Source organism: Mesorhizobium sp. M0991 (genome assembly GCF_040318915.1).
Taxonomy (GTDB): Bacteria; Pseudomonadota; Alphaproteobacteria; order Rhizobiales; family Rhizobiaceae; genus Mesorhizobium.
Genome location: NZ_JAMYNE010000029.1, coordinates 1 through 24,140 on the forward strand (window position 1 = coordinate 1; position 24,140 = coordinate 24,140).

Sequence of the window (24,140 nt, forward strand, 5' to 3'; positions counted from 1 at the left end):
GCTGGAGCCACTGGCTCGGCACCGACTATCTCGGCCGAGACGTCTTCAGCCGCATCGTTGGTGGCGCCCGCATTTCCCTGGTGGCGATGGTCATCGTGCTTGTCGCCGCTCTGGCAATCGGGGTGACGATCGGCTCCTTCGCCGGCTATGTCGGCGGTCGCGTCGAGCTTGTCCTGATCAGCATCATCGACATTGCGCTGGCGCTTCCGAGCCTGGTGATCGCGCTGGCGCTGATCGGCATTCTGGGCACGGGCTATTGGTCGATGATCACGGCGCTCACCCTGGCGTGGTGGGCGAACTATGCCCGCATGAGCCGCGCCGTCGTCACCGCCGAGCTGCAGCAGCCTTATATCGAGGCGGCCAGGGTCATGGGCGCTGGCCATCTCTGGATCTTTGTCCGCCATATCCTGCCGCATGTGCTTGCCCTCGTCGTCGTCTACGCAAGCGCCGACGCCGGCGCGCTTGTGCTGGCCATCGCGACGCTCAGCTTTCTCGGACTTGGCGTCGCGCCGCCGACACCGGAATGGGGCCAGATGCTGGTCGACGGCATGAGCTACATCGAGGAGGTGCCGCGCCTCGTCGTGCTGCCCGGTCTGGCGCTGACGCTGGTCGTGGTCAGCTTTAACCTTCTGGGCGAAGCCTTTGCATTGCAAAAGGTGCCGCGGCCGGTTCGCGGCGCGACGTTGCGCAAACGTCGAAGGGCGCGCGCCCTTGAAGAGACGGAACGCAATGCCGTCGAAACGGGAACGACCTCATGAGCGACGATCAGCCGATCTACTCGATCGAGAACTTGGTCATCGATCTCTACGCCACCACCGTTTCGGTGCGGGCGGTAGACGGGGTGTCGTTCAACGTCCGTCCTGGAGAAACGGTCGCGGTCGTCGGCGAAAGCGGTTCGGGAAAGACCGTCATGACGCTCGGCCCCCTCGGCCTGCTGCCCGAGGGTGTGACGGTGGACATGAGAGGTTCGGCGCGAGCCGACGGAAGCGAACTGCTCAGCATCGGTTCCCGGCAATTGTCGGATCTGCGCGGACGCTATTTCGGCGTGATTTTCCAGGACCCGATGAGCGCGCTCAACCCGATGCTGAAAATCGGCCCGCAACTGGCGCGCCAGGCGCGCCGCTTCGCCGGCCTGTCGCATGAGGCGGCGCGCAAGGAAGCGGTCTCGCTTCTGGCACGCTCCGGCATTCCGGACCCTGAGGATCGCTACAACCGCTATCCGCACGAAATGTCGGGCGGCATGCTGCAACGCGCGATGATCGCGCTGGCGCTTGCGGCCCGGCCGCGCGTGCTGATCGCCGACGAGCCGACTACGGCCCTCGACGCCACCGTCCAGGCGCAAATTCTGGAGCTCATTCGCCAGATCCAGCGCGAGGACGGCATCGCGGTCGTGCTGATCACGCACGACATCGGCGTGGTTGCTTCCGTCGCCGACCGCGTCATCGTGCTTTACGCCGGACAGGTGGCGGAGGAGGGGACGGCAATGGATGTGCTGACCCGGCCGGTCCATCCCTATACACGCGGGCTGCTCGCATCGGTGCCGGATTTTCGTGCTGACGACAATGTGGCTACGCGCGAGATACCGGGCCTGCCGCCAAGCCAGATCAGGCTGGAGCCGGGTTGCCGTTTCGCCGACCGCTGCGAATTGGTCGAAGCCGGTTGCCGAAAACACCGACCGCCGCTTCAGACGATATCCATCTCGGCAAATCCGCATCGCGTGGCCTGCCCGGTCGTGCTGAAACGAGAGGGGATCGCCGTCCATGTCTGATGTCCCGGCGATCGAGGTCAGGGGATTGAAGGTGCATTTCGCCAACCGCTCGGGCACCGACGCGGTGCGGGCGGTCGATGGCATAGACCTGTCGGTCGCGCGCGGAGCGTTCCACGGCATTGTCGGCGAGTCCGGTTGCGGCAAGACCACGCTGGCGCGCACCATCGTCGGTTTGCAGAAGGAGAGCGAGGGCACTGTCCTGATTGGGGGAAGAGATCGCGCCGAGTGGCTGAAAGCGGACAGGAAGTCGTTCAGCCGTGAAGTCCAGTTCGTCTTTCAGGATCCGTTGGGATCGATGAGCCGCCGCCAGACCGTCTATCAGACCCTTGAGGAGCCGCTGCAGATCCATCGCCTCGGCTCGTCGGCAGAGCGCCGGCGCCGCATCACCGAGCTTCTGGACCTGGTGGCGCTGCCGCAGACGGTGCTTGACCGGCTTCCGCGCTCGCTTTCCGGCGGTCAGCGCCAGCGTGTTTCGATTGCGCGCGCGCTCGCGTTGAAGCCGTCCATACTGGTGTGTGACGAACCGCTCAGCGCTCTCGACGTTTCCATCCGGGCGCAGATCGTCAACCTGTTCACGTCGTTGCAAAAGCAGCTTGGTCTGACCATCGTCATTGTCGCGCATGACCTGGCGATCGTGCGTGAGGTCTGCTCGAACGTGACGGTGATGTATCTCGGCCGTATCTCGGAAGCCGGCGTGACCCGGCCGCTGTTTCGCGAGCCGGCCCATCCCTACAGCCAGGCGCTGCTGTCGGCTGTTCCTTCTCCCGATCCTCGCATCGAAGCCGGGCGCCGCCGGATCATTCTAGCCGGCGATCCGCCGAGCCCAAGCGCGCCGCCTCCGGGGTGCCGGTTCAACACACGTTGTCCCGTGGCGATCGATATCTGTCGGGTTGAGGAACCGATGCTGCGATCGGTGCCGCATGGCGGCGTTGCAGCCTGTCATCTGGCCGATAGCGGCCGCCGCCCGGTTATCTGAAAGATGTCGTTTCTGCGCCGGAACGATTCGCGAAGCTGACCGTGGTCTCGGGCGTCCTGCGCGAGCCTTTCAGGGTTTTCCTGCTGCTTGTCGCCGTCGCCAAGGTCGGCCGCTATCTGGTTCTTGCCGCCGTGACCCTGAGCGTGATCTGACCTCGCGAACCTTTTCGAAGCTGAGCTGGTTAGGTCGGCTGGTTCGAAGAGCCCTGTATGATGCGCGCGGACGGGAAGCGCTAGCTCTTTTTGACGGCGACCTTGTCGAGGGCTGCGCGCAGGCCTTTTGCCAGCTTCTACGTATCGCGCGACCGGTCAACCAAGCTACGGCGCAGCGCTCCAGCCAACAGCGACATTGTTAAGACATTCCTGTGGCCGCGCGCCAGGCCTGCACAACCAAGCTGTGCTGGTTCCAGATCATCAGCGCTCCACTCACAGCCATGAGCGCGACCACAAGGCCGCGGAACTGTCGTCCACTCAGGCGTTCGAGCCAGCGCTTGGCCAGCAGATTGGCAAGCGCAGCGCCCAAACCCGCGGCTGCGCCGTACATGACCGCCTGACCACCGAGCGCGCCGAGTCCGGTGAATACCGCGATCTTGACGACATCGGTCACAAACGAGTTCACCGATTTCGTGGCGACCAACGTCTCCTTCTCCGAACCGTAGTTCAGATAGAGCGAATTCAGGACGGGTCCCACCGTGCCCATCAGCGCCGACAACAGCGCGACGATCAGGCCGGCCGGGAGGAACCACCAGCGGCGGGCTCGGTAGCTCCGCTCGCGCGCGCCGCCGCGAAATTCCCAGACTGCACTAATCAGATAGATCCCTATGAATATCTGGAGCCATTCCGCCCGACTGTTGGCGAAGAGCCAGGAGCCCGCCGCGGCGCCGGCGATGGCGCCGGGCAGGTACCAACGGACCAGGCTCCAATCGATGTTGCGCCGAAACGCCAGGGCGCGGATGGGATTGCCGATGAGCTCGGTCAAGGTGATGACCGGCGCAACCGCCGCGCTCGCTGTGATGAAAGTCACGGCGGGGATCAGCAATAGACCTCCGCCTCCGGCCGAGAGGGTGTTCAGCGTCCAGGTGAGGAACCCCGCCAACGCCAGGAGGCCTAGTCTAATCCAGTCCATCCGATCAGAACGAAGCGGGCCTTCGATCGTTCCGAACGCATCGGTTCGCAAAAACCCGGCCCGCCTTTTGAGTCTCGTGTGCGATGGAAATAATCACCCGTTACCGGGCCAAAGCGGGCGCCCGGAAGACCGGACTCCGGCGCACCGTGCCGCCGATAGCTTTGAAAGCTGGTTGAAAGCGTACCGGCTAACCAGCCGGAGTTACGGTGAAGTCATCAAAATACACGTGACTGTCGGCCTTCGACCACAAGCCAACACGCCCGGTCACCGGCTCAGGCAGCGTGTCCTGCAGGTAGAGCTTGCCGTCGACATAGCCTTCGACCTTGGTGCCGGCGATGCGCACCTTCAGGTCGTGCCATTCATGGGTTGAGGTTGGGGTGTTCTTGACCCAGGTCACCGACGAGCGTTTCCCCTTTTCGAACCTCCACAAGACAAGATTGTTCTCCAGAGGGTTGGCGCGAATCGTGAGATAGTCGCCATTGGGCTTAAGGTTGAACAATATCCCTGCACCCTGGTCGATGCGGCCGCTGATGCCTTCGAAGCGGACGCTGATCTCTCCATCGCGGAAATCTGGCGTGCGTTCAAAGACCGCGTAGGGGAAGTATGCATAAGCCTGGACGCGGTCGAGAAACTCGGCATACCGCTCCCCATAGAGCGCCCGTGCCTTGTCGGCGAGGCCGGCGGAGGTCTGCCCCTCCTTCCATTGGCGGCCATCGACGGCCAACACCTTGTTGTCGCCTTCAGTTTCAATCCGCCAAATGCCCACCACGCCGGGCATAGCCTTCGAATCTGCGCCAACTTCCTCGTCCGAAAAGTTCACGATGCTGCGCTGGCCGGCAGAAGCTGGCAGCAGCAAGACCACCAGGCCGGCAGCTGCGGCGACTGTCACGAGGCTATGTGAGATTTTCACGGCTGATCTCCTTCTGGCTTGAAGCGTATTCGATGGTCGGTACCCGGCGGCACCGCCACCAGGCGACCCCGATGAGCAGCGGCAGGCCGCCAAGGAACCAGGGAAGCGCGATCCAGGGCACGGCGACGAGCGGATAACCTGGATAGTCGTCGGTTCCTGTGACCGGTGCGAGCAGGGGTACGTTTGCGAGCCCGTAGAGGAGCGGCAGAATTTCCTCGGTGCCCGTCGATCGGCTGACAGCCGACCGGCCGCCGTAGCTGTACTCCACTTCACCATACGACTCGTCGCTTGCGCTGCCGACAGCGCTCTGCTGGTCGCCTGCAGGACGGATGATAATCCGGGGAATGATCCGCTCGAGCTTCGACAGGATGCTGGTCTGCAAATCCGCATACCGGGGATCTTCAGGTACCAGGTGAACGGTGATGGTCAGCTGCTTGCTGAGCTGCGCCAGCGCCTGCTCGTCGGCTAGCGAGAAAGAGTTCCGCCGGTCCTCGGTCGAATCCACCGACCATCTGATCTGGGCTGCAGCGACCAGCACAAGGCAGGTCGCCGCGATGCAGACGACCGAACGTGCAACCTTGGTGCGCAGGGCAACGCCCATCGGGAGCCAAATGGTAGCGAGCGCAGCAAAACCAAGAATCGCAGCGAGCACCCCGACGACAAGACTGATCGACAGCAATCCGAGCTCAAAGGTGTGCAGCGTTTGGGTGAGCGACAGCCACGACGACCAGCCAAGGAGGTCGGGTTGGCTGGCCGCCGCGAAGTCGATGACCCACGATCCAATCGTGAAACCGAGCGTGACAATCGCGGCGGTTGCCGCGCTCTCGGCAAGCGCGGCTGCGAACAATGCAATGGCGCCGACCAGTAGCCCGTAGAGCAAATGTCCGAGAACAAGATTCAGCGTCTCGGCAACGAACAGGTGTCCGCCCATGAACTCCCAAATCGCGAGCGCAGAGATCGCAGGCACCGCGGCAATGAGCCAAGCTGCGAAGACGGCAACCAGCTTCGCGCCAATCAAGGTCGGCGTTCGATAGGGCAGTTGGATCAGGAGCCGCAAGGCGCCGGACTCCTTTTCGTTGCCGAGCACGCGTATGGCAACAAAGGGAAACAGCAGTGTGACGGCGACGTAGAAGCCACCGAACGTCGGGACCAACACGCCGTCAATCGGTGATAGCGCGCTCGCGAGCCCCGACGCGTCGAGCGCCGTGGCGCTCGCGTTGCTATAGAGCGATACGGCCTGAAAGAAGCTGAAGTCAATGAGAGGGCAGAGTATCAGCAGCATTATCCAGAGCGGCCGGCCGCTCGCCATTTCCCGCAGCTCCTTGGCCAGCAAGGGGCCGAAGGGAGCGCCGAGCGGTACGGCTGCCTCAGGTGAGCGCAAGGAAAACCTCCTCCAACCCACCGGAGGAAATTCCCGCACGCGCCCGCAGGTCGCTCAGGGATCCGATGCCGCGTACGCGGCCGTCCGCGAGCAAGACGAAACGGTCGCACATGCGCTCGGCATCGAGCAGTTGGTGTATCGCGAGGACGAGGCTGCGCCCCTGCGCCGCGACCTTGCGAAGCACGCTCATGATCTCGCAGGTCTGTCGTAAGTCGAAGCCGTCAAAGGGCTCGTCCATCAGCAGCAAGGGATGCGGCGTGATCAGGGCAAGCGCCAGCATCAGTCGACGGGCATACCCCTTGGACAATTCAGACACGCGCTTGATTAACACCGGTGCAAGTCCGACGGCCCCGACTGTCTCCGCGACGTCGAGGTGCGATGTCCGGTAGACATCAGCGAAGAACGCAAGAACATGTTCGACGTACTGGTCGCGCCAGGGCCGCAGGCCGTCGGGAAGGAAGAAGATCGACCTGCGGCGCGATGCAGGCGGCAGAGAGGCGCCGTGCCGGAGAATCGTTCCCGAGTCGGCCGGAAGAAGGCCGGCGATCGCTTCCAACAGCGTAGTCTTGCCGGCGCCGTTCGGCCCGATAAGACCGAGAACTTCGCCGGCCTCCACGTTGAAGGCAACATCCGCCAACGCGGTTTGCTCGCCATAGCGCTTGGTCAACGCACCGACCTGAAGGGCATATCCTCCCTCTTGCCGTGTAGCGATTTGCGCCTTGTCAGACATCCGGCTTCGCAGCAACATCGGCTGATTCCCTCCCGGCGTGCGATCGCGCGGAGGCCCAATATCTAGCTCTTCTTGACGGCGACTTTATCGAGGGCCGCGCGCAGGCCTTTTGCCAGCTTCTGCGCGTCGTCATTCGCCCAGAAATGCATGAAGAAGAGCCGCGGCTCTTCATCGAGCATGTGGCTGTGCAGCGCGGTAATCTCGATGCCGTTATCCTGCATTGCCTTGAGAACCGGATTGACCTCCTTGGCGGTCAGCACAAAATCACCCGTGATCGCTGCTTTGCCACCGCCCGTCGACTGGAAGTTGATCGCTAAGGCCGAGCCCAGGGCGGCCGGCACGTCCATACCATTTTCCTTGACCGGTTCGGCGCGCAGGATACTGAACTGGTAGACGCCGCCATTGACCTTACCTTTGTAGCCAATGGCCTTGTCGACGGCCGCCGTGTCGATCGGCTGGGTGGATGCTTCCGATTGCGAGGCACCGGACGCGGCATTCTCCATCGGGGTCTTTGTCAACGCCAATCCGGCATGAAGCGCAGTGGCGAGCGTGACGGGATCACCCTGGCCGAACACGTGCATGTAGAGCGTCATCGGCTCCGCGCGCAGCAGGTGGTTGTGCACTGCAGTGATCTCGATCCCACCTTCTTGTAGCTTCTTCATGACCGGGTTCACCTCGTCCTGCGTCAGAACGATGTCGCCCATGACCATCGCCTGGTTCACCATTGGCTCGAACGCGATCCAGCCTCCGAGCGCAAATCCTGGCTTCAGGGATATCCCATCGAGGGATACTTTCAGGTCGGTTCGTGGCAAGCCCACCCTGTAAACGCCGCCAGGCATTTCCGTTCCGGATTTGCCGAGTGTCTGCGCGACTATTTGCCAATTGGGTGCAGCCGATGCCGGTTCGAGCAGCGCCGAGACCGCAATTAGCATTGCGCCGCTCATGAGTTTTGCATGCATGGGAGTTCTCCTTGTGATCTGCCCCCAATCGCCCACCGGTCAAGCCACAGCTGGTTTCATGGCAGGTGGCCAGCTGTGCGTCTCCGCCTTGCGGCGCGAAGCCCAGGCATAGAGCGCGTCGTAGATGACGAAGCCGTGCTTCAGCACTTCCTGGTCGTCGGGCGTCACGTCCCTGAGCCCCATCGAGATCGCAAGCAGCCCCGCAGACTGTGGCGTCAAATCGTGCCGATCGGTGTCGGCGCCGCGCACGATCGAGGCGATCGTCACGATCGCCGGATCGCGCTCGAGGCCGTATTTCGAGACGAAGGTATCGAAACTGCAGCCGTCACCCACATGCGTGAACTCGACACCGGGCACGTCATACGGTGTAGCGCCCGTCTCCTGGGCAACCGGGATCACCCGATCCGGCGGCACGAACAGGAATTCTGGCTCCTTGTCGATGAAGCGGGCGATCAGCCAGGGACAAGCAATACGGTCGATGACCGGACGTTCGCGGGTAACCCATTTCATGGCCTTGTCTCCCTTTTGGTTGGCGCCACTCAGCGCGGCCTACTGCTGCGATACCAACAACGCTACGCTTGGATGAAGAATGATACAAGTGTTACATATTATTTTGCCCGTGATACGGTTCATTTATGAGTGATGGCGAACCGAATGGAACAGCGCTGGCTGCTCCTTATCCATCAGCCCATCAGCTGCCGAGCAAGCCGGCCTTCCGGGTGAAGATCTGATGGCGCGCACCGAAATCCTGCGAGCCAAGGCGGGACATGTTCTGGACATCGGCGCCGCGCTGGCGGTTACCCTGCTCGGCCGCTGATCCGGAGATAGGTTTTCGATCTTGGCCGACCCGTGTTTGGGGTCCGCCGTGACATCGACTGGATCGATGCCAACGGCAGTTCCCAAGAGATGTGCCGTTCGGCCCCGCCAGGATCGACGAGTATGGCAACTTCGACGGAACCGCCACCCAGGCCGACCTTCCCACCGCCGTCGCGCCGCCAACCCGAGCGCTGCGCCGAAGTTCTTCACTCGATACATCATCGCTGCCATCAATCGCGAGCGCGCGGCGGTCGCGTGACTCCTGTGGCGACTGCAACAGACTATTGCTGTGTGTTGAGCGCCCGCCTCAAGCTCTGCGCCAACGCCTGAGCATTGCCGATGCCCCAGTAGTGCAAGAAGATGATCCGCGGGTCTTCAAAGAACATGTGATTGTGCACCGCGATCACTTCAATCGCTCCAGCTTGCAGTTCACGGATGACCGAACGGACTTCATTTTCCAGCATCGCAAAGTCGCCGCAGACCGCGGCGCGCTCGTCCGTGCCCTGAAAGGCTAGCCATGTGTTGTAGCCCATTGCCGCATCAATATTGAGCTCGCCACAGCGTGTGCAGACGACGGGCACGGATGGGCGCCCCAGGACAAACTTGAGCACGCCGTCCTTGCTCTCGCCCTTGTGCTCGACAATCGCCTCAAGCGGCGGCGCGTCCAAGCTACTGTTCACTTTCTTCATGGCAGGTTCGACAGGATGCTTCTGGCGCACGATTTTTATCGCTTCAAAAATCCTATGCGCTCCTGTCGCTAACGCAGTTTCATCAGCCGTACCCTCGACATGCATAAACATCACGCGCGGCTGTTCGCGGACGAAATGATTGTGTAGGGCTGTTACGTACAGGTTCGCCTGGATCGCTGCGGCCATCGCGTCCTCGATTTCATCTTCGAGCACGACGATGTCGCCCATCAACGTGGCATGATGTGCCCCCTGTTTAAAACTGACCCAGGAGGTGAGGCCCATAAACGGAATGATCTCAAAGCCGTCCAGGGTCACTCTCATTTCACTGCGCGGGACCGATAACTTGAGCACGTCCCCCGTGGTCTGTCCCTTCAGTCCGGTAAGGGATTCAATAGCTTGGGTATTGAGCATCTTAGACCTCCTCGTTTCATCTAGCACTAGCCGAAACCAAATTTCGGTTGGCGCCGCACAATGAATCGAGTGCCGAACGCCATCGCGAGCGTCACCATTCCAATTATAAGGTGCAGGAGTGGTATGAAAAAGAGCAGTGTGAAGCAGCAAGCCAGGCCCAACCAAGCGAAGAAGGGCGAGAATAGGCGCTGCTCCTTGCTTAAGTGCAGAGCCGCGTAGTGGGTAATGGCAAACCAAACCAGCAGGTAAAAGCTGGCGAGCGGCAAAACCTGACGCAGGTCGAACACCAGCACCACTGCAAAGACGAGCACGCCGACGGCAAGTACTGCGTGACGCGGCACCTTGAAGCGCGGATGGACCTCGCCGAGCCATTTCGGCAATTCGTGCGCCTCGCCCATCGCGAGCGCCACACGCGAGACGCTGAGCAGATCGCTAACGAGTTCGTTAATCGATGCTGTCCATGCGGCCCCCAGGATCAGCCAGCCGCCCCACGACCCGATAGCCTGCATACCTGCCTTGAAGAGAGGTACGTCATCTTTGGCCATTTCCTCTGCGCCAAGCACCCCCAGAGTAGTAGCGGCCACGGCGTAGTAGACGACGGCGGCGATCGCAATGCCGCCTAGAATGGAGAAGGGAATGGCCTTTCGGGGATCCCGAATTTCGCCCGCCATAATGGCGGTGCGCATGAAGCCGTCCCAAGCCCAGAAGAAGATCGCGGCGCCCGCCATAAATGCGAATGGCCCCTTATCCAGTGTCGGGGCCAAACGAGCGACTTCTACATGCGGAGCCGCGAAGAAGACGAATACGCCCAGCAGCGCAACGATGACCAGCATCAGGCCAATAATGACTTTGCTCGTGAAGGAGATACCGAAGGAATTCAGTGCCATGACAACGAGTACAACCGCGCCAGCCGTCAAATGTAGGGGCAGGCCAGGAATAAGTTGTGCTGAGTAATAAGCGAAGGCGAGCGATACCACGCTCGTGCCCACAATGCCCTGTCCAACATAGCAACAGCCAGCAAGGAAGGCGACCGTGTCGAGACGGAACGCTCGTGCCCAGATGAACGCACCGCCATGTCTGGGGAAATTGACGCCGAGCTGCGCGCCGCTGATACCTGTGGCCAAGCATACCAGCCCTCCTGGAATCATCGCCAGGAGAAGGGCGGGACCGGCCCGCTCGGCGGTCGCACCAAGGGCACCGAAAATACCCGTCCCGATAATCATGCCGGCAGTCATGAGCCTAGCTGCGGTGCGTCCAAGGGTCCGAGTCGCGGATGATCCTGACTGGGTAGCCCCACCCGAAGCTCTCATTTCGGCACCTCCTGTCAGGCGTCAGCGGGACAGTCTGCGAGACCGCCAACGCTACGCCTGAACAAATAATGATACAAGTGTTGCATTTAATCTTGCACGTGATACGGTTCACTTATGAGTGAGGGGGAAACGACGGAACAGCGCTGGCTGCTCCTTATCCATCGGCTGCCGAGCAAGCCGGCCTATTTCCGGGTGAAGATCTGGCGGCGGCTGCAAGGCATCGGCGCGGTCGCGGTAAAAAGCACCGTCTATGCACTGCCGGCCAATGCCGAGACGCAGGAGGATTTCGAGTGGCTCCTGAAGGAGATCGTCGCGGGTGGTGGCGAGGCGATGGTGTGCGAGGCGCGTCTCATCGACGGATTGTCGGATGCCGAGGTCCAAGCGCTGTTCGATGCGGCGCGTGATGCCGACTATGCGGAGATCGCCAAGGAAGCGCGTGGTCTCGCCGCCGAGATCGGCGCGAACGCCACGCCGGAAAAGCGTGCGGAGACACGATCGCAGCTCGGCCGAATACGCAAGCGGCTCGCCGAGGTGGACACGATCGACTTCTTCGGCGCCACGGGTCGCCTCGCGGTTGAGGGTTTGCTCGCCGAACTCGAGACGCATCTCGTGGAGGACCAGCCCATGACCGAGGAGTCAAAGGCGACTGAGCCGATTACTGACCTCAAGGGCCGGATCTGGGTGACACGCCGCGACGTGCACGTCGACCGGATGGCCTGCAGCTGGCTAATCCGTCGCTTCATTGATCCAGACGCCGTCATCCGCTTCGTCCCAGGCAAGAGCTATGCGGCAAAGCCGGGAGAGCTGCGCTTTGATATGTTTGACGGTGAGATCACCCATGAGGGCGACCGCTGCAGCTTCGAGGTGCTGCTCACCCGGGCCGGGCTTGGCGACCCGGCGCTGCAGGCCATCGCCGAGATCGTCCATGATATCGACCTCAAGGACGGCAAGTTCGGGCGCGACGAGACGACGGGCATTGCCAGCCTAATCGCGGGCATCGCCATGACGAATAAGGGCGACGAGCAGCGGATCGCGCAGGGCGGCCCGGTCTTCGACAATCTCTACCAGTATTTCCGCCAGAAGCGCGGGTGAGGGGAACCAATGACCAGCGTCCATGCCGTCCATCCGAATGCGCTGGGGGATGAACCTTCGCATGGCATCCCCTTCCGCGAAGCAGTGCGGGTCTGGGCGCGAGTCGCTGCGTTGAGTTTTGGTGGCCCGGCCGGCCAGATCGCGGTAATGCATCGCATCCTCGTTGAGGAGAAGCGCTGGATCGGCGAGACGCGGTTCCTGCATGCGCTGAACTACTGCATGCTGCTGCCAGGACCGGAGGCCCAGCAGCTCGCCGTCTACATCGGGTGGCTCCTGCATAAAACCCGAGGCGGGCTCGTGGCCGGCACGCTGTTCGTACTGCCCGGCGTCCTCGCCATCATGGCGCTGAGCTGGATCTATGCAATCTTTGGCAATGTCGGCGCGGTGCAGGCGCTTTTCTTCGGTCTGAAGGCCGCCGTCCTCGCCATCGTGCTCGAGGCGGTTATCCGGGTCGGCAAGCGGGCGCTCAAGAACAAGGTCATGATAGGCCTCGCCGCCGCCGCCTTTATCGGGCTCTTCCTGTTCCATGTCCCATTCCCGCTCATTGTCCTGGCGGCCGGAGTGATCGGGTACGTCGGCGGGCGGGCCGGGCTGGCAGCGTTCATGGCGGGCAACGGCCACGGCAAGATCGGCGGCAAGCAGGTCGCCGACGCGGAATCGGCGCTCGGCGAAGGCATTCCTGCCCATGCTCGCCCGCCGGTCAGCTGGTCGTTGAAGATCGGAGGTGTGTTTCTGGTGCTATGGCTGGCACCTGTCCTCGGCCTTTTCGTGCTGTTCGGGTCCGGCAATGTCTTCGCCGATATCGCGGTCTTTTTCTCGAAGATGGCGGTCGTGACCTTCGGAGGCGCCTACGCCGTCCTCGCTTACGTGGCGCAGCAGGCTGTCGATACATATGGCTGGCTGAAGCCAGGTGAGATGCTGGACGGCCTCGGCATGGCGGAGACGACGCCTGGCCCCTTGATCATGGTGACCCAGTTCGTCGGGTTCATGGGCGCGTATCGAGCGCCGGGATCACTTAATCCGCTGCTCGCTGGAACGTTGGGCGGCCTGCTCACCACCTGGGTCACCTTCACACCTTGCTTCCTCTGGATATTTGTCGGTGCGCCGTTCGTGGAAACGCTGCGCAGCAACAAGGCCTTGTCCGCCGCGCTGGCGACCATAACGGCAGCCGTGGTGGGCGTGATCCTGAACCTGGCGGTGTGGTTCGCGCTTCACGTTCTGTTTGGTGCACTGCGCGAGGTCAAAGGGTTCGGCATGACGGTCGATGTGCCCGCATTCAGCTCCGTCAACGTCGCGTCCCTCGTCCTGACATTGGGTGCGCTGCTAGCGGTGTTTCGCTTCAAGATCGGCATGCTCCCGGTGCTCGTCGGCTGTTCGATCCTCGGGCTGCTCTACGGGATGGCGACGGGAGCGATCTAACCCCGTGCAGCCAGCGCCCTGACCCGTGGGGTGAGGAGGTGGAGGCATCGTTGACGTTACAGTGGCTCGCGCACGGTTTGCGCAAAGCTATTTCGAAGCGGCGCTTCAGGCTGCTTCCTGCCGGTGCTGAGCCGACTGCTGCGAACCTGCTGACATCCAGGGGACTGCGGGCGTTCGGTGACGGTCTGGTCAGCATCCTGCTTCCCGCCTATCTGGCCACGCTCGGCTTCGACGCCTTCGAGATCGGAACCCTGTCGACGGCGACGCTCGCGGGCTCAGCCGTCCTCACCCTGGCTGTTGGGATCGTCGCGCATCGCTTCTCCCGTCGAGCGCTGCTGACCGCAGCGGCTGTCCTGATGATAGCAACGGGGGTCGTCTTCGCTGTCGTTCACGACTTCTGGCCGCTGCTTCTCATCGCGTTCGTCGGCACGCTGAACCCATCTTCAGGGGACGTCAGCGTGTTTCTACCGCTCGAACATGCGCAGCTTGCGCAGAGCGTCACCGACCGCGACCGCACGGCGCTCTTTGCGCGCTACAGCCTCATCGGCTCTCTCGCCGGCGCCGTCGGAGCGCTGGCCGCAGGAACGCCCGACTTTCTCCGCGACGCCATCGGCCTGGAAATGAAGCAGGCCCTCCAGGCAGCTTTTCTATTTTATGCCTCACTTGGGTTGGCGGCGGTGCTCCTCTATCGGCGGCTGCAGTGTTTACGCACCTTCCGTCGAGCCTCTGTCTGGTGCTCATCCCGTTCATGCCGAGCGTCGCTCCGGCTATCGTTCTTCTGCTGATTAGAAGCGCGCTGTCGCAGATGGACGTACCGACCCGCACATCGTACCTCATGGCCGTGGTGACGCCCGAAGAGCGGGCTGCCGCGGCGAGCATCACCGCCGCCCCCCGCAGCCTCGCGGCGGCCGCCAGTCCAGTCCTCGCAGGGGCTCTCCTTGCCGTCTCCAGCTTCGGCTGGCCCCTGATCATCGCCGGTGGGCTGAAAATTATCTACGACCTTCTGCTGCTCGCGACATTTCGCAGTGTTCGCCCTCCAGAGGAGCACGGGGGCGGGAGGAATGACATGTCAGTCGGCCATGATCGAACTGGCAACGACGCGCGGGTTTCCTGGTGGCGTTGAAGGCAGGACCACCAGCCGGACAAATTGCTTACGTCCGCCGGCAACGAGGATGTAGAGACGCGAGAACTCCTCCGTATCGCGGTCTTCGGCAATCTTCTCGGCATCCGTACGGGTGAAGAAACTCTTCCGAAATGCCTCTTCATCGATATCGGGAAATGCCAGCGTACACGTCTGCACCGGTTTGCCGCTCATCGTTGCCTTGGTAGTGCCGATGATGGTTCCTGCTGGCAATCCTTCCTCCGCTTCGGCCACCAGCCATGCCTCCACTGAGGTTGGATTAGCGATTGGCGCGAGTTCGCCGAAGCCTGCTTCGGCAATAAGTGTCCACCTGCGTTCGTGCGCGGTCTCTATCATGCGCTCGAAATTGGGACCCTCGGCCAGACAGGTACGGTGAAATTGTTCGACAGCCTGATCCGCATCACTGGCGGCCTGCGCCGGCGACATCGTCAGACCCAAGATGGTCCCTGCCAACGTTAGAAATCGGAACATGTCTATCTCGCGTAGCTGATTGTGGACGAACCACTTATCCTGAACGGGCTACGACACTCGTTGTTCCGGACTGTCGGCGCCTGCATGGCCGGTATCTTGATGGAGGCGCGAAGCGCCTGCGCAGTTGATGCAATGTTCAGGCATGTGGCAACTGATGGAACCATGCCGCACTGGGTTTCGATGACGGACCCTGCTACAGACCAACTCACACCGCCGGGCGGGACCATTCGATCTCGTGCTGAGTTCCTGGAGACATCTCCCGGCGCTCGCCGAGGAACCTGCATGTCGTGCTCGCCGGCAACCAGTCCCGGTGGTTTTTCGGGCACTTGGCCTATGTCCCAGTCCACGGCGGAAACTTGTTAGAATCCCTTACGGCAAAGGTTTTCGAGGTCCGCTTTTGCCATTCCCTCGAAGCCCAGCGCGGGAAGAATATCATTATCGCCCTTAAGATCGCGACCGTAAGCCGCCGAGAATATGGCAATTCCAGATTCATGGAGAATCGCTGAATTTCCGCTGATCTTCCCCAACAAAACGGTCGGCAGCAGCCCGAACGGAACGTCCTCGAGAATATAGCGGCTTTCGATGGTTGACGGGCCGAAGCCGCCGCGGCCTTGGCGATCCATCTCCTGGTTCATTTCCGAAACGGTGGCCATGGGGACGTGAAACGACAATGAAAAATGCTCTTCAACTGTGCGCACGGCAATTCCAAAACGGGCGGCGATCGCCAATCGTTCCGCGTCCAGAGCCTCGATAAAGCGGCCGACAGCCGGGGTGACGTTTCCGGCCTGGCTCCACTGTTCTCCCTTCTCCATGCGTGTGAGATTAAGAAGAGCGATCCCGAGATGGTTCTGCGGATTGAGGTTGCTGAGTGCGATAGCAAGCATGCCGTCGCGCTTGACGAAACGATCGCCGAACAAGCTCGTGCAAAGCTCGAACCCTTGGTCCTGAGCACTGAAAGGCAGCGTCGCGACATCCAGTTTCTGGCGAACGGTTGCAACATCGATTTCGGCTGGCCCGCGCTGTTGCCCGGTCACGAGCGTGGTACCCCAGACGACGATCGGCAGGCTAACCTTCCGGTCCGCAAGCCGCTTGGAGAGATACAGTGCCCCAAAGGAACTGTGCGAGCTGATGATAACCGGCGTTCCGTCCCTTAGATAAGGAGTGGCAGCGTCCATCACCATCTTGTGCCCGTAGGCCGGCAACGCGATTATGACGACGTCGGCATCGGCAATGGCGTCTTCGCAATCCTTGGCGATGCGCACCTTAGTCGTTGCCTTGATAGCTCCGGTAGCCTTCAGCAATCCACCGGCGGCCAGCGCCTTGGTGCGTTCTCCGGAAGGCGACCAAAGCATAGGGTCATGTCCCGCTTCGGCCAGATAGGCGGCAAGGCCGTAAGCAATCGCTCCGGCGCCAAGAATGCTTACGCGCATAAATTCCCTCCTGTTGCGGGCATTGCAGCCTCCATTTCTCACTAGGAGGTTCCACAAATCGGAGCCGCATCTGCCATCGTCGGCTTCTGGCGATGGGATTCCGGCCTGAGCCCGCGATTGCAACATGCCTCAGCGAATATTCGTTTCCGCTTGACATATATCAAAAATGAATGAGACGATGTCAATCATACGGATTGCGCATGTAGAGAGAACATGGAAACCCGCGACCTTCAGAGCTTCCTTGCGGTTGCTGCCAGCGGCAGCATTACCAAGGCGGCTGACATGCTCGGTCGTTCCCAACCTGCAGTGACACGCACCATTCAGGATCTCGAGGCAGAGCTCGGCTTCGAATTGCTGCACCGTGTCGGTCGGCGGGTGCAGTTGTCCGAGGAGGGTGTGGCCTTCGAGGAGGAGGCGCGGCGCTTGCTGATGTCCTTCACCGAGCTAGCCGCGCGGGCCAAGATGATTGCCGCCGGCAGAGGGCGAATCCTGCAGATTGTTACGACCTCGGCGATCGGTACTGGCTTGATCCCGACGGCCATGGCCGAACTCAAAGGTGTCGAACTTCCGCACGAGACGCATCTGGGGCAGTTTCTCCCCTCGATCGTCGCCCAGGAGGTGCGCAGCGGACGTGCCGAGATCGGGTTTTCAAGCCTGCCGCTCGATACGCCCGGTCTGGATGTCCTGCGGCTCTATTCGGCGCCTGATGTTGCTGCCGTGCGGGAGGACGATCCGCTGGCTGAACTTGACGTGATACCGCTTTCCGCCTTTGCCGGTCGCCGCGTCGCCACACTGCTCAACCCCCTACGTTTCCAGTTGCATGTCTCCAAGGCATTGGCGGCCAGGGGCATCGATACCGGGCCAGTGATCCGGACGAATACAGCATATGGCGCGTTGCAGATCGTTCGGCGGACTGGCGTCGCGGCTGTGATTGATCCCCTCACCGCCTATGGCGTGGCCCTGCCTGGGGTCGTCATTCGCCCGATCGACGTGACCGTTCTTTTCTATTGGGGCGTTGTGGCTGCCGAGAAACGCCCGCTTCGTCCAGTCGCGCAGGCGTTGATGGATGCGGTCGAGGCGGTGGCTGAACGGTCGATCGTCGGCTTCAAAAAACTGGATCCGACCCTCGCTGGCCAATTGGTGAACGATCCTGCATCCGGCACAAATCACGGAACAGGAATATGAAGCATACCCCCGCCGCGCCAACGCCGACAGGTCTTGCTGCGCTCGAAGCACAGCTCGCGCAGGATCTCGAGTTTCTCGAACTGCCCGCCAAGCCATGGGTTCCCGCGCGTTCGCACGATGGCGTGCCGGTCCGTGACGTCGTGGTGATCGGCGCCGGCATGTGCGGACTTGCTGCCACGGCAAAGCTGGTGCTGACCGGGATAACCAATGTCGTGGCCTATGATGCGGCTCCGGCCGGGCTCGAAGGACCATGGGTGACGTTTGCCCGCATGCAAACGCTTCGGTCGCCAAAAACCCTGCACGGTCCGTCGCTCGGCCTGCCGCAATTGACGTTCCGCGCCTGGTTCACGGCGCAATGGGGCGTTGAGGCCTGGCGGTCGCTGGACAAAATCCCCAAGGGCCAGTGGATGGACTACCTCGTCTGGTACCGCAAGGTTCTTGGCCTGCCGGTGCGCAACAGCGTGCGCATGACCGGACTGGCACCCGTTGGAGATCTGATTGCGATCAATATCGAAGGCGCGGAAACCGGCCGGGTTCTCACCCGTCGTCTCGTTCTGGCCACTGGTCGGTCCGGGTTGGGCGGTTTTGCCGTGCCCGATTTCCTCAGCGGCGTCGATCGCGCCTATTGGGCCCATTCTGCCGACAAAATCGATTTCAATGCGCTGAAAGGCAAGCGTGTGGCGGTGATCGGCGCCGGCGCCTCCTCCATGGATAATGCCGCAACGGCACTCGAGGCGGGAGCCGGCTGTGTCGACATGTTGATCCGTCGCAAGGAAATGCCGCGCATCAACAAGCTGACCGGTATTGGCAGCCCGGGTGTTGTACTCGGCATGCATCACTTGCCCGACGCCTGGAAGTGGAAATTCTTCGATTATACCGCCTCGACCCAAACACCGCCGCCTCGTTCATCGACACTTCGCGTGTCTCGCCATTCGAATGCTCGGTTCCTTCTCGACTGCGGCATAGTTGCGGTGAAGGAGGAGGCAGGGACTCTGCTGGTGGAAACCACGCAGGGGCCGATACGCTACGACTTCCTCATCGCGGCAACCGGCTTTTCAAATGACTTCAGCGGCCGCCCGGAATTTGCGGCGATCGCCCCATATATCCGCACCTGGTCGGATGGCCGATATAGGCCGGATATGGGGCCGGCTCGTGCAGGCATGTCGGACGCGCCGGATCTCGGTCCTGCCTTCGAGTTTCGCGAACGCGTTCCCGGCTCCTGCCCGGTGCTGGCGCACATCCATTGCTTCAACGATGCCGCGATGCTGACACATGGCAAGGTCTCCGGCGATATCCCAGCCGTCAGTGCCGGTGCCGACCGTCTCGTCCGCGGCATTGCGGCGTCGCTGTTTGCTGAAGATGTCGAAACCCACTTCGCCAATCTGATCGCTTACGACACCCCGGAACTTCTGGGCGACGAATGGGTCGATTCAACACCCTTGCTGCAAAAGGAGGCCGCGCTGTGATCGACGCAATTGACAAAGCCGCCGGTCTTTCGCCGGACGATGCGCTGTTCGCCGCACGGCGGTTTCGGCCCGAATTCGTGCGAGGGGCCGAGGAATGTCGCCTCTCGGTGCTGCAGCCGGCAAACGATCAGGGGCTGGCGCCGAACTTGCGTGTTGCTCTTGCCCGCCGCATGGCCGCCCTGAACGCCGATCCGGTCCTGGTGGCCGAATATGATATGCAGCTGGCTCAGCTTGGTCCGACCGAGCAGCTTCTGGCCGTGACCCAGGGCGAAACGGCTCTGGAAGAACCATTGGCGACCATCGTCCGTCATGTTGACCTGATCACCCTGACGCCGAAAAAGGCGGAAGCAAGCCACATCGCGCTCCTGGACAAGGCTGGATTGAACAATCCTCAGATCGTCGCGCTCTCCGAACTGATCGCCTTCGTCAACTTCCAGACACGGGTGGCGACCGGCTTGCGATTGATGAGGTCGGCATGATTTCCTCGGTGCGCCTGAAGCCGCTGAACTGGCAGCCATACATCGCGCCGGTCGAGCTGTCCGGGGCCACGCCGGAACAGCTCGATGCGATGAAGGTTACGCCCTCCGCCAAGAAAGTTTCGGAATATGTACGGACCCTTGTGCATGATCCGGAAAGCTATCTTGCCCGCACGATTCTGTTCAACGCGATCATGTACGTCGAGGGCGGGCTCGCCCGTCCCGATCGCGAACTTGGCGCCTTGGGCGCCTCGATGGTCAATGGTTGCAAATTCTGTGCCGTTGTTCACGCCCGCCGACATGCAGAGCTGACCAAGAGCGACGATGTTGTCACCGCGCTGTACCTCGACAAACCCGAAAAGCTTGGGCCGCGAGATGCGGCGATCTACAGCTTTGCCCGCCGCCTGTCGGCGGCGCCGTCGGAAGCGACGCCAGACGATATCGCCGCGCTGCGATCGGTCGGCATGAATGATGCCGAGATCATCGACCTTATCCACGCCATATCGATCTTCGGCTGGGCGAACCGGCTGATGCACGTTCTCGGCCATGCGGAGAGCGGGTGATGATATCGCATGCGGTCAAGACACTCCTTCCCACACTCTGAAGGGAACCAACCAGAATGCTTGAACTCAAAGATATAAAGCTGTCCTACGGAAGCACACAGGTCCTGAACGGCGTCAATCTCTCGGTAAAGCGAGGTGACGTTGTGTCAATCATCGGCCCAAGCGGCACCGGCAAGACCACCCTGCTGAAATGCATCAACTATCTGGTTAAGCCTGCATCTGGAACCATCGCGTTCGACCAGATTCTGATGGATTACCAGCGCGCCGACAAGGCAGCCATCCAGGCGATCCGGCTCCGGACAGCGATGGTCTTTCAGCAATTCAACGTCTTCAAGAACATGACCGTCCTCCAGAACGTCATGGATCCGCTGGTCGTCGTCCAGCGCAAGTCCACCGACGAGGCGCGTGAAATCGCGCTGCGAGAGCTCGAAAGGGTCGGCCTCTCAGCGAAGCGGGACAGCTATCCGTCCCAGCTCTCAGGTGGCCAGCTCCAGCGCACAGGCATCGCACGTGCGCTGGCGGTTCGGCCGGATGTGATGCTCTTCGACGAACCGACATCATCGCTGGATCCCGAACTGGTCGGTGAAGTCCTGAAGGTGATCAAGGACGTCACGTCGTCCGGCATCACCTCGCTGCTTGTAACCCACGAGATGCAATTCGCAAAGAACATCTCGAACCGGATCGTCTTCATGGATCGTGGCGTGGTTGCCGCCGACGGCAGTCCAGCTGAGATCTTCGATGCGCCTTCCAGCCCACGACTTGCTCAATTCCTGCAGTCTGAACTCGCTTTTCAATAATCCAACAAGAAGGGAACCCAAGAAATGTCTGCAATCAAATCCAGTTTTTCGCGTCGTTATGCCCTGGCCGTCGCCGGCGGCATCGCAATTGCCCTTGCGACAGCAGGGATCAGTTATGGTCAGACCGTTCGGACAATCAAGATCGCGACCTCTGCCGAATCCAAGCCATTGGCTTGGGGCGCGCTCGGCGTCGAGCCGCAAGGGTATGAACCCGATCTGCTGAGGGCGATCAACGCAAAGCTGCCGCAATACAAGTTCGAAATGGAAGGTGTCTCCGACATCGCGCAGGAAACTGGCCTGGCCACAGGCAAATACGACATCGCGGTCGGCGGTTACTATAAGTCACCCGAGCGCGCCAAGCAGTTCTTCATTCCGGAAAACCCCATGGGCGCCAGCCTGATGAAGATCTACAGCAAAAAGGGCAGCGGCATCAAAGAAATGAAAGACCTGGTCGGCAAGAGGATCGTTCCGACCACGGCTGGCGGCGGAACCTATAAGTTCATCATGAACTGGCAAAAAGAAAATCCGCAATACAAGCTTGACGTGACGGCGTCGAGCGCCGGAATCCCGTATCCAAACCGTTTGGACGAAGTTCAGAACGGCAAGTTCGACGCGCTGGTCCTGCCTTCAAATCTTGGTGAGCAGACCGTCATCGATGAAAAGAAGCTCGACATCGTGGCGTCCGAACCAGTCTTCACCAACAATACTTATATGCTTATTCACAAGTCAGATGAAAACAAGGTTCTAGTCGATGACGTGAACAAAGTTCTGAAGGAGTTGAAAGACGACGGTACGATCGAAAAGCTCTCGCAGAAGTGGTTTGGCGAAGGCATCGTCAAGTATATGAAATGATGTGATCTGAGTAGATATCGTCAGCGGCAAGTCTGAATTGCAAGAAGGAGCGTTTCAAAGTGGATGTTTCTGCTATGATTCCCGAGTTGCTCTCGGCATTGCCGCTGACGCTCGCTATCACGTTTACCGCCATGTTGGTCGGCTTTTGCTTGGCGCTCGTTGCGACAACATTGCGGATTCGCAGGATACCAGTGGTCAGCCACCTCACTGACCTCTACGTGTCCTATGCCCGCAGCGTTCCCGTCGTCCTCCAGTTGTTCGTCGCGTTCTACGGGCTCCCCCTATTGGTGGCCCTGTTCGGCTCCGCAGATTTCTTCTCGCCGACGATCGCTGCGATGGTCGGACTGAGCTTTTACCATGGCGGGTATCTGTCGGAAGTCCTTCGGCCCGCATACCTGGCCGTCGATCGCGGCCAGCATGATGCGGCCGACAGTCTAGGATATACCTTTCGCCAGAAGATCACCCGCATCGTGGGCCCGCAAGCGGTGCACTTCGCATTGCCCGGCTATGGAAATTCCATCATCTACCTGATCCATAACGTTGCGCTGGTGATGTACATCGGGGCGGCCGACGTCATGGCGACCGCGCACTTGATCATGGAGCGCGACTATAACCAGTACCAGTTCGAAACGTACCTCGTCCTGGCCGTCATCTATGCGCTGATGTGCCTGATTGCCTGGTTCATCGTGCACTTGTTCGAGCTTCGCTCGCCGATGCAGGCGCCTGAGGCCACGACAACAGCTCAGATCAAGAACGCGGCCATCGCCAGCGTCTGACCTAAAGGGTATTAAACCATGTTCGATACCGAAATTTTGCTCCAGGACACCCAGGAAATTCTGGGCGCCGTACCTGTAACGCTTGGAATGGCGCTGACGATTTTCGTCTTGTCGACGCTAGTCGGCAGCATTTTTGCACTCGTCGAATACAGACGAGTCCCGGTGCTGCGAGAGCTCATCATGGCTTACAAGATCGTCTTCAAGGGCGTTCCGATGGTCATCGTGATTTTCCTCGCCTATTTCGGTCTGCCCCCGGCATTCCAGTTCCTGCTCTCGTTGCTCGGGATCAACTTCAACGCCCACGAAACACCCAACTCGGTTATCCTTATTATTGCGGTGACAGGCTGTATCGCTGCGTTCCAATCGGAGATTATCAAAGGAGCCCTGAACGCCTTTGACACCGGTCAGTCAGACGCCGCCCATTCCCTTGGCTATACGAACGGCCAATTGTTCCGACGGATTCTGTTTCCCCAGGTGGCTCTCACGGCAATTCCCGACCTGACAACCTCGATGATGGTCATCATGAAGGCGCTTTCTCTCGGATTCGCCATCGAGGTTGTCGATATCTTCGCCCAGTCCCAGCTGACCGCCGCGCTGAACTACTACTACCTCGAAGCCTTCGTGATTGCCGTCGTGATCTACATGGTGATTGCCTATATCGTCACCCAGATTGCCGACAGGCTGGAGCAGGCGCTGAGGGTGCGGACGTGAGCGAAGCGTCGTCAGGACCCGCGCAGCAAGGGCGGAGGAACTCTCAGTTGAGGCCTGCAAACAGCTCATGGGGCGAACTCGCAGCCAGACCTGCGGGCTCATGTAATCGACACCTCACCCTGGTGGTGCCACAGTCGACGGCTTGCCGACGATGAAGGGCGAAGTGTCCAACAGCAGGCGCCGCATTATCGCAGATTGGTCAGATCCACTGGACGATTGTTGATGATCGCTTCCATGGAAAAGAAGCCTGTCACCGTAGCCAGGTCGAAGTTCGTGATCAGTTTCTGGTAGAATGCATCGTAGCCGGACATGCCTTGTGTCACGACCTTGATCAGATAGTCCCAGTCCCCTCCGATCCGATAGAAATCGATCACCTCCGACAACCGTTCAACATGGGCACGGAACGCCTCACTCCACTCCTTGGAATGGTGGCGAGTGCGGACCATTACGAAAACCGTCAGGTCGAGTCCCAGCGCTCGCAGATCGATATCGCTGTGCGACCCCCGGATAAGGCCTAGCGACTGCAGGCGCTGGATCCGCCGCCAGCACGCGTTCTGAGACAGGCCGACCCTCTCCGCCAAATCTCGCTGGGAAACGCTTGCATCGATCTGCATGGCCGTCAAAATCTTCATATCAAATGCATCGATTTTCGCCCGATCTTCGATCATCTGACACGCTCTTTGCAA

24 protein-coding genes and 2 pseudogenes are annotated in these 24,140 nt (G+C 60.7%); 15 read left to right on the forward strand and 11 right to left on the reverse strand.

Going from position 1 to position 24,140, the window contains the following annotated elements:
* The 4 genes and pseudogenes from NKH70_RS28700 to NKH70_RS28715 all read left to right on the forward strand — a co-directional run.
* Positions 1 to 758, forward strand: a 758-nt coding sequence (locus tag NKH70_RS28700) for an ABC transporter permease (protein ID WP_353026719.1), incomplete at its 5' end; no start/stop codon positions are given.
* Complete coding sequence (locus tag NKH70_RS28705) at positions 755 to 1,768, forward strand: ABC transporter ATP-binding protein (protein ID WP_352508373.1); 1,014 nt, start codon at positions 755 to 757, stop codon at positions 1,766 to 1,768. The genes NKH70_RS28700 and NKH70_RS28705, both read left to right, overlap by 4 nt.
* Complete coding sequence (locus NKH70_RS28710; RefSeq protein WP_352508374.1) at positions 1,761 to 2,744, forward strand: ABC transporter ATP-binding protein; 984 nt, start codon at positions 1,761 to 1,763, stop codon at positions 2,742 to 2,744. The genes NKH70_RS28705 and NKH70_RS28710 overlap by 8 nt, the downstream gene beginning before the upstream one ends.
* A 35-nt stretch (positions 2,745 to 2,779) precedes the next feature.
* A pseudogene (locus tag NKH70_RS28715) lies at positions 2,780 to 2,896 on the forward strand (YqaA family protein); the annotation flags it as partial.
* Between the two features lie 199 nt (positions 2,897 to 3,095).
* On the opposite strand, the gene NKH70_RS28720 reads toward NKH70_RS28715, so the two are convergent.
* From NKH70_RS28720 to NKH70_RS28755, 8 genes are all read right to left on the reverse strand, one after another.
* Entirely contained in the window at positions 3,096 to 3,869 is a 774-nt protein-coding gene (locus NKH70_RS28720) for a sulfite exporter TauE/SafE family protein (RefSeq protein WP_352508400.1), read from the reverse strand.
* 187 nt (positions 3,870 to 4,056) lie between these two features.
* Complete coding sequence (locus NKH70_RS28725) at positions 4,057 to 4,779, reverse strand: LamG domain-containing protein (RefSeq protein ID WP_352941374.1); 723 nt, start codon at positions 4,777 to 4,779, stop codon at positions 4,057 to 4,059.
* Entirely contained in the window at positions 4,763 to 6,160 is a 1,398-nt protein-coding gene (locus NKH70_RS28730) for an ABC transporter permease subunit (protein WP_353026722.1), read from the reverse strand. The genes NKH70_RS28725 and NKH70_RS28730 overlap by 17 nt, the downstream gene beginning before the upstream one ends.
* Entirely contained in the window at positions 6,147 to 6,827 is a 681-nt protein-coding gene (locus NKH70_RS28735; protein WP_352615160.1) for an ABC transporter ATP-binding protein, read from the reverse strand. Before NKH70_RS28735 ends, NKH70_RS28730 begins: the two co-directional genes overlap by 14 nt.
* A 125-nt stretch (positions 6,828 to 6,952) precedes the next feature.
* The gene (locus NKH70_RS28740) at positions 6,953 to 7,849 is read right to left on the reverse strand and encodes a DUF1259 domain-containing protein (RefSeq protein WP_352508378.1); all 897 of its coding nucleotides are present in this window, start codon (positions 7,847 to 7,849) and stop codon (positions 6,953 to 6,955) included.
* A 39-nt stretch (positions 7,850 to 7,888) separates the two neighbouring features.
* Entirely contained in the window at positions 7,889 to 8,359 is a 471-nt protein-coding gene (locus tag NKH70_RS28745) for a chromate resistance protein ChrB domain-containing protein (RefSeq protein WP_352452041.1), read from the reverse strand.
* Between the two features lie 587 nt (positions 8,360 to 8,946).
* Positions 8,947 to 9,765 carry a DUF1259 domain-containing protein gene (locus NKH70_RS28750; protein WP_352508379.1) on the reverse strand — a complete coding sequence of 273 codons (819 nt, stop codon included), beginning with the start codon at positions 9,763 to 9,765 and terminating at the stop codon, positions 8,947 to 8,949.
* A 26-nt stretch (positions 9,766 to 9,791) separates the two neighbouring features.
* Positions 9,792 to 11,000 carry an APC family permease gene (locus NKH70_RS28755; RefSeq protein WP_352508380.1) on the reverse strand — a complete coding sequence of 403 codons (1,209 nt, stop codon included), beginning with the start codon at positions 10,998 to 11,000 and terminating at the stop codon, positions 9,792 to 9,794.
* A gap of 189 nt (positions 11,001 to 11,189) precedes the next feature.
* Between NKH70_RS28755 and NKH70_RS28760 the strand changes: the two genes are divergently transcribed.
* From NKH70_RS28760 to NKH70_RS28770, 3 genes and pseudogenes are all read left to right on the forward strand, one after another.
* A complete protein-coding gene (locus NKH70_RS28760) occupies positions 11,190 to 12,167 on the forward strand; it encodes a chromate resistance protein ChrB domain-containing protein (protein ID WP_352508381.1) in 978 nt (325 codons plus the stop codon).
* A gap of 9 nt (positions 12,168 to 12,176) precedes the next feature.
* Positions 12,177 to 13,586 carry a chromate efflux transporter gene (chrA, locus tag NKH70_RS28765; protein WP_353026725.1) on the forward strand — a complete coding sequence of 470 codons (1,410 nt, stop codon included), beginning with the start codon at positions 12,177 to 12,179 and terminating at the stop codon, positions 13,584 to 13,586.
* Between the two features lie 110 nt (positions 13,587 to 13,696).
* A pseudogene (locus tag NKH70_RS28770) lies at positions 13,697 to 14,634 on the forward strand (MFS transporter); the annotation flags it as partial.
* Positions 14,635 to 14,655: 21 nt separating this feature from the next.
* On the opposite strand, the gene NKH70_RS28775 reads toward NKH70_RS28770, so the two are convergent.
* Together NKH70_RS28775 and NKH70_RS28780 are read right to left on the reverse strand one after the other, a co-directional pair.
* Complete coding sequence (locus NKH70_RS28775) at positions 14,656 to 15,198, reverse strand: hypothetical protein (RefSeq protein ID WP_352508383.1); 543 nt, start codon at positions 15,196 to 15,198, stop codon at positions 14,656 to 14,658.
* Positions 15,199 to 15,557: 359 nt separating this feature from the next.
* Positions 15,558 to 16,628 carry an NAD/NADP octopine/nopaline dehydrogenase family protein gene (locus NKH70_RS28780; RefSeq protein ID WP_352508384.1) on the reverse strand — a complete coding sequence of 357 codons (1,071 nt, stop codon included), beginning with the start codon at positions 16,626 to 16,628 and terminating at the stop codon, positions 15,558 to 15,560.
* A 213-nt stretch (positions 16,629 to 16,841) separates the two neighbouring features.
* On the opposite strand from NKH70_RS28780, the gene NKH70_RS28785 reads away from it, so the two are divergent.
* Genes NKH70_RS28785 through NKH70_RS28820 form a run of 8 tightly spaced genes read left to right on the forward strand, consistent with a single transcriptional unit; the run spans position 16,842 to position 23,454 of the window.
* A complete protein-coding gene (locus tag NKH70_RS28785; RefSeq protein ID WP_352508385.1) occupies positions 16,842 to 17,813 on the forward strand; it encodes a LysR family transcriptional regulator in 972 nt (323 codons plus the stop codon).
* Complete coding sequence (locus tag NKH70_RS28790; protein ID WP_352508386.1) at positions 17,810 to 19,279, forward strand: NAD(P)-binding domain-containing protein; 1,470 nt, start codon at positions 17,810 to 17,812, stop codon at positions 19,277 to 19,279. Before NKH70_RS28785 ends, NKH70_RS28790 begins: the two co-directional genes overlap by 4 nt.
* Complete coding sequence (locus NKH70_RS28795) at positions 19,276 to 19,758, forward strand: CMD domain-containing protein (RefSeq protein WP_352508387.1); 483 nt, start codon at positions 19,276 to 19,278, stop codon at positions 19,756 to 19,758. Before NKH70_RS28790 ends, NKH70_RS28795 begins: the two co-directional genes overlap by 4 nt.
* On the forward strand, positions 19,755 to 20,318 hold the full coding sequence (locus NKH70_RS28800; RefSeq protein WP_352503504.1) for a peroxidase-related enzyme: 564 nt from the start codon (positions 19,755 to 19,757) through the stop codon (positions 20,316 to 20,318). The genes NKH70_RS28795 and NKH70_RS28800 overlap by 4 nt, the downstream gene beginning before the upstream one ends.
* Positions 20,319 to 20,374: 56 nt before the next feature.
* Positions 20,375 to 21,115 carry an amino acid ABC transporter ATP-binding protein gene (locus NKH70_RS28805; RefSeq protein WP_352508388.1) on the forward strand — a complete coding sequence of 247 codons (741 nt, stop codon included), beginning with the start codon at positions 20,375 to 20,377 and terminating at the stop codon, positions 21,113 to 21,115.
* Between the two features lie 24 nt (positions 21,116 to 21,139).
* Positions 21,140 to 21,967, forward strand: a complete 828-nt coding sequence (locus NKH70_RS28810) for a transporter substrate-binding domain-containing protein (RefSeq protein WP_352508389.1) — start codon at positions 21,140 to 21,142, stop codon at positions 21,965 to 21,967.
* Between the two features lie 59 nt (positions 21,968 to 22,026).
* Positions 22,027 to 22,743 carry an amino acid ABC transporter permease gene (locus NKH70_RS28815; protein WP_031194726.1) on the forward strand — a complete coding sequence of 239 codons (717 nt, stop codon included), beginning with the start codon at positions 22,027 to 22,029 and terminating at the stop codon, positions 22,741 to 22,743.
* Between the two features lie 18 nt (positions 22,744 to 22,761).
* Positions 22,762 to 23,454: an amino acid ABC transporter permease gene (locus tag NKH70_RS28820; RefSeq protein ID WP_352452053.1), complete on the forward strand. Its 693-nt coding sequence runs from the start codon at positions 22,762 to 22,764 to the stop codon at positions 23,452 to 23,454.
* A 185-nt stretch (positions 23,455 to 23,639) separates the two neighbouring features.
* On the opposite strand, the gene NKH70_RS28825 is transcribed toward NKH70_RS28820, so the two are convergent.
* A complete protein-coding gene (locus tag NKH70_RS28825; protein WP_352508390.1) occupies positions 23,640 to 24,122 on the reverse strand; it encodes an Lrp/AsnC family transcriptional regulator in 483 nt (160 codons plus the stop codon).
* Positions 24,123 to 24,140: the final 18 nt, after the last annotated feature.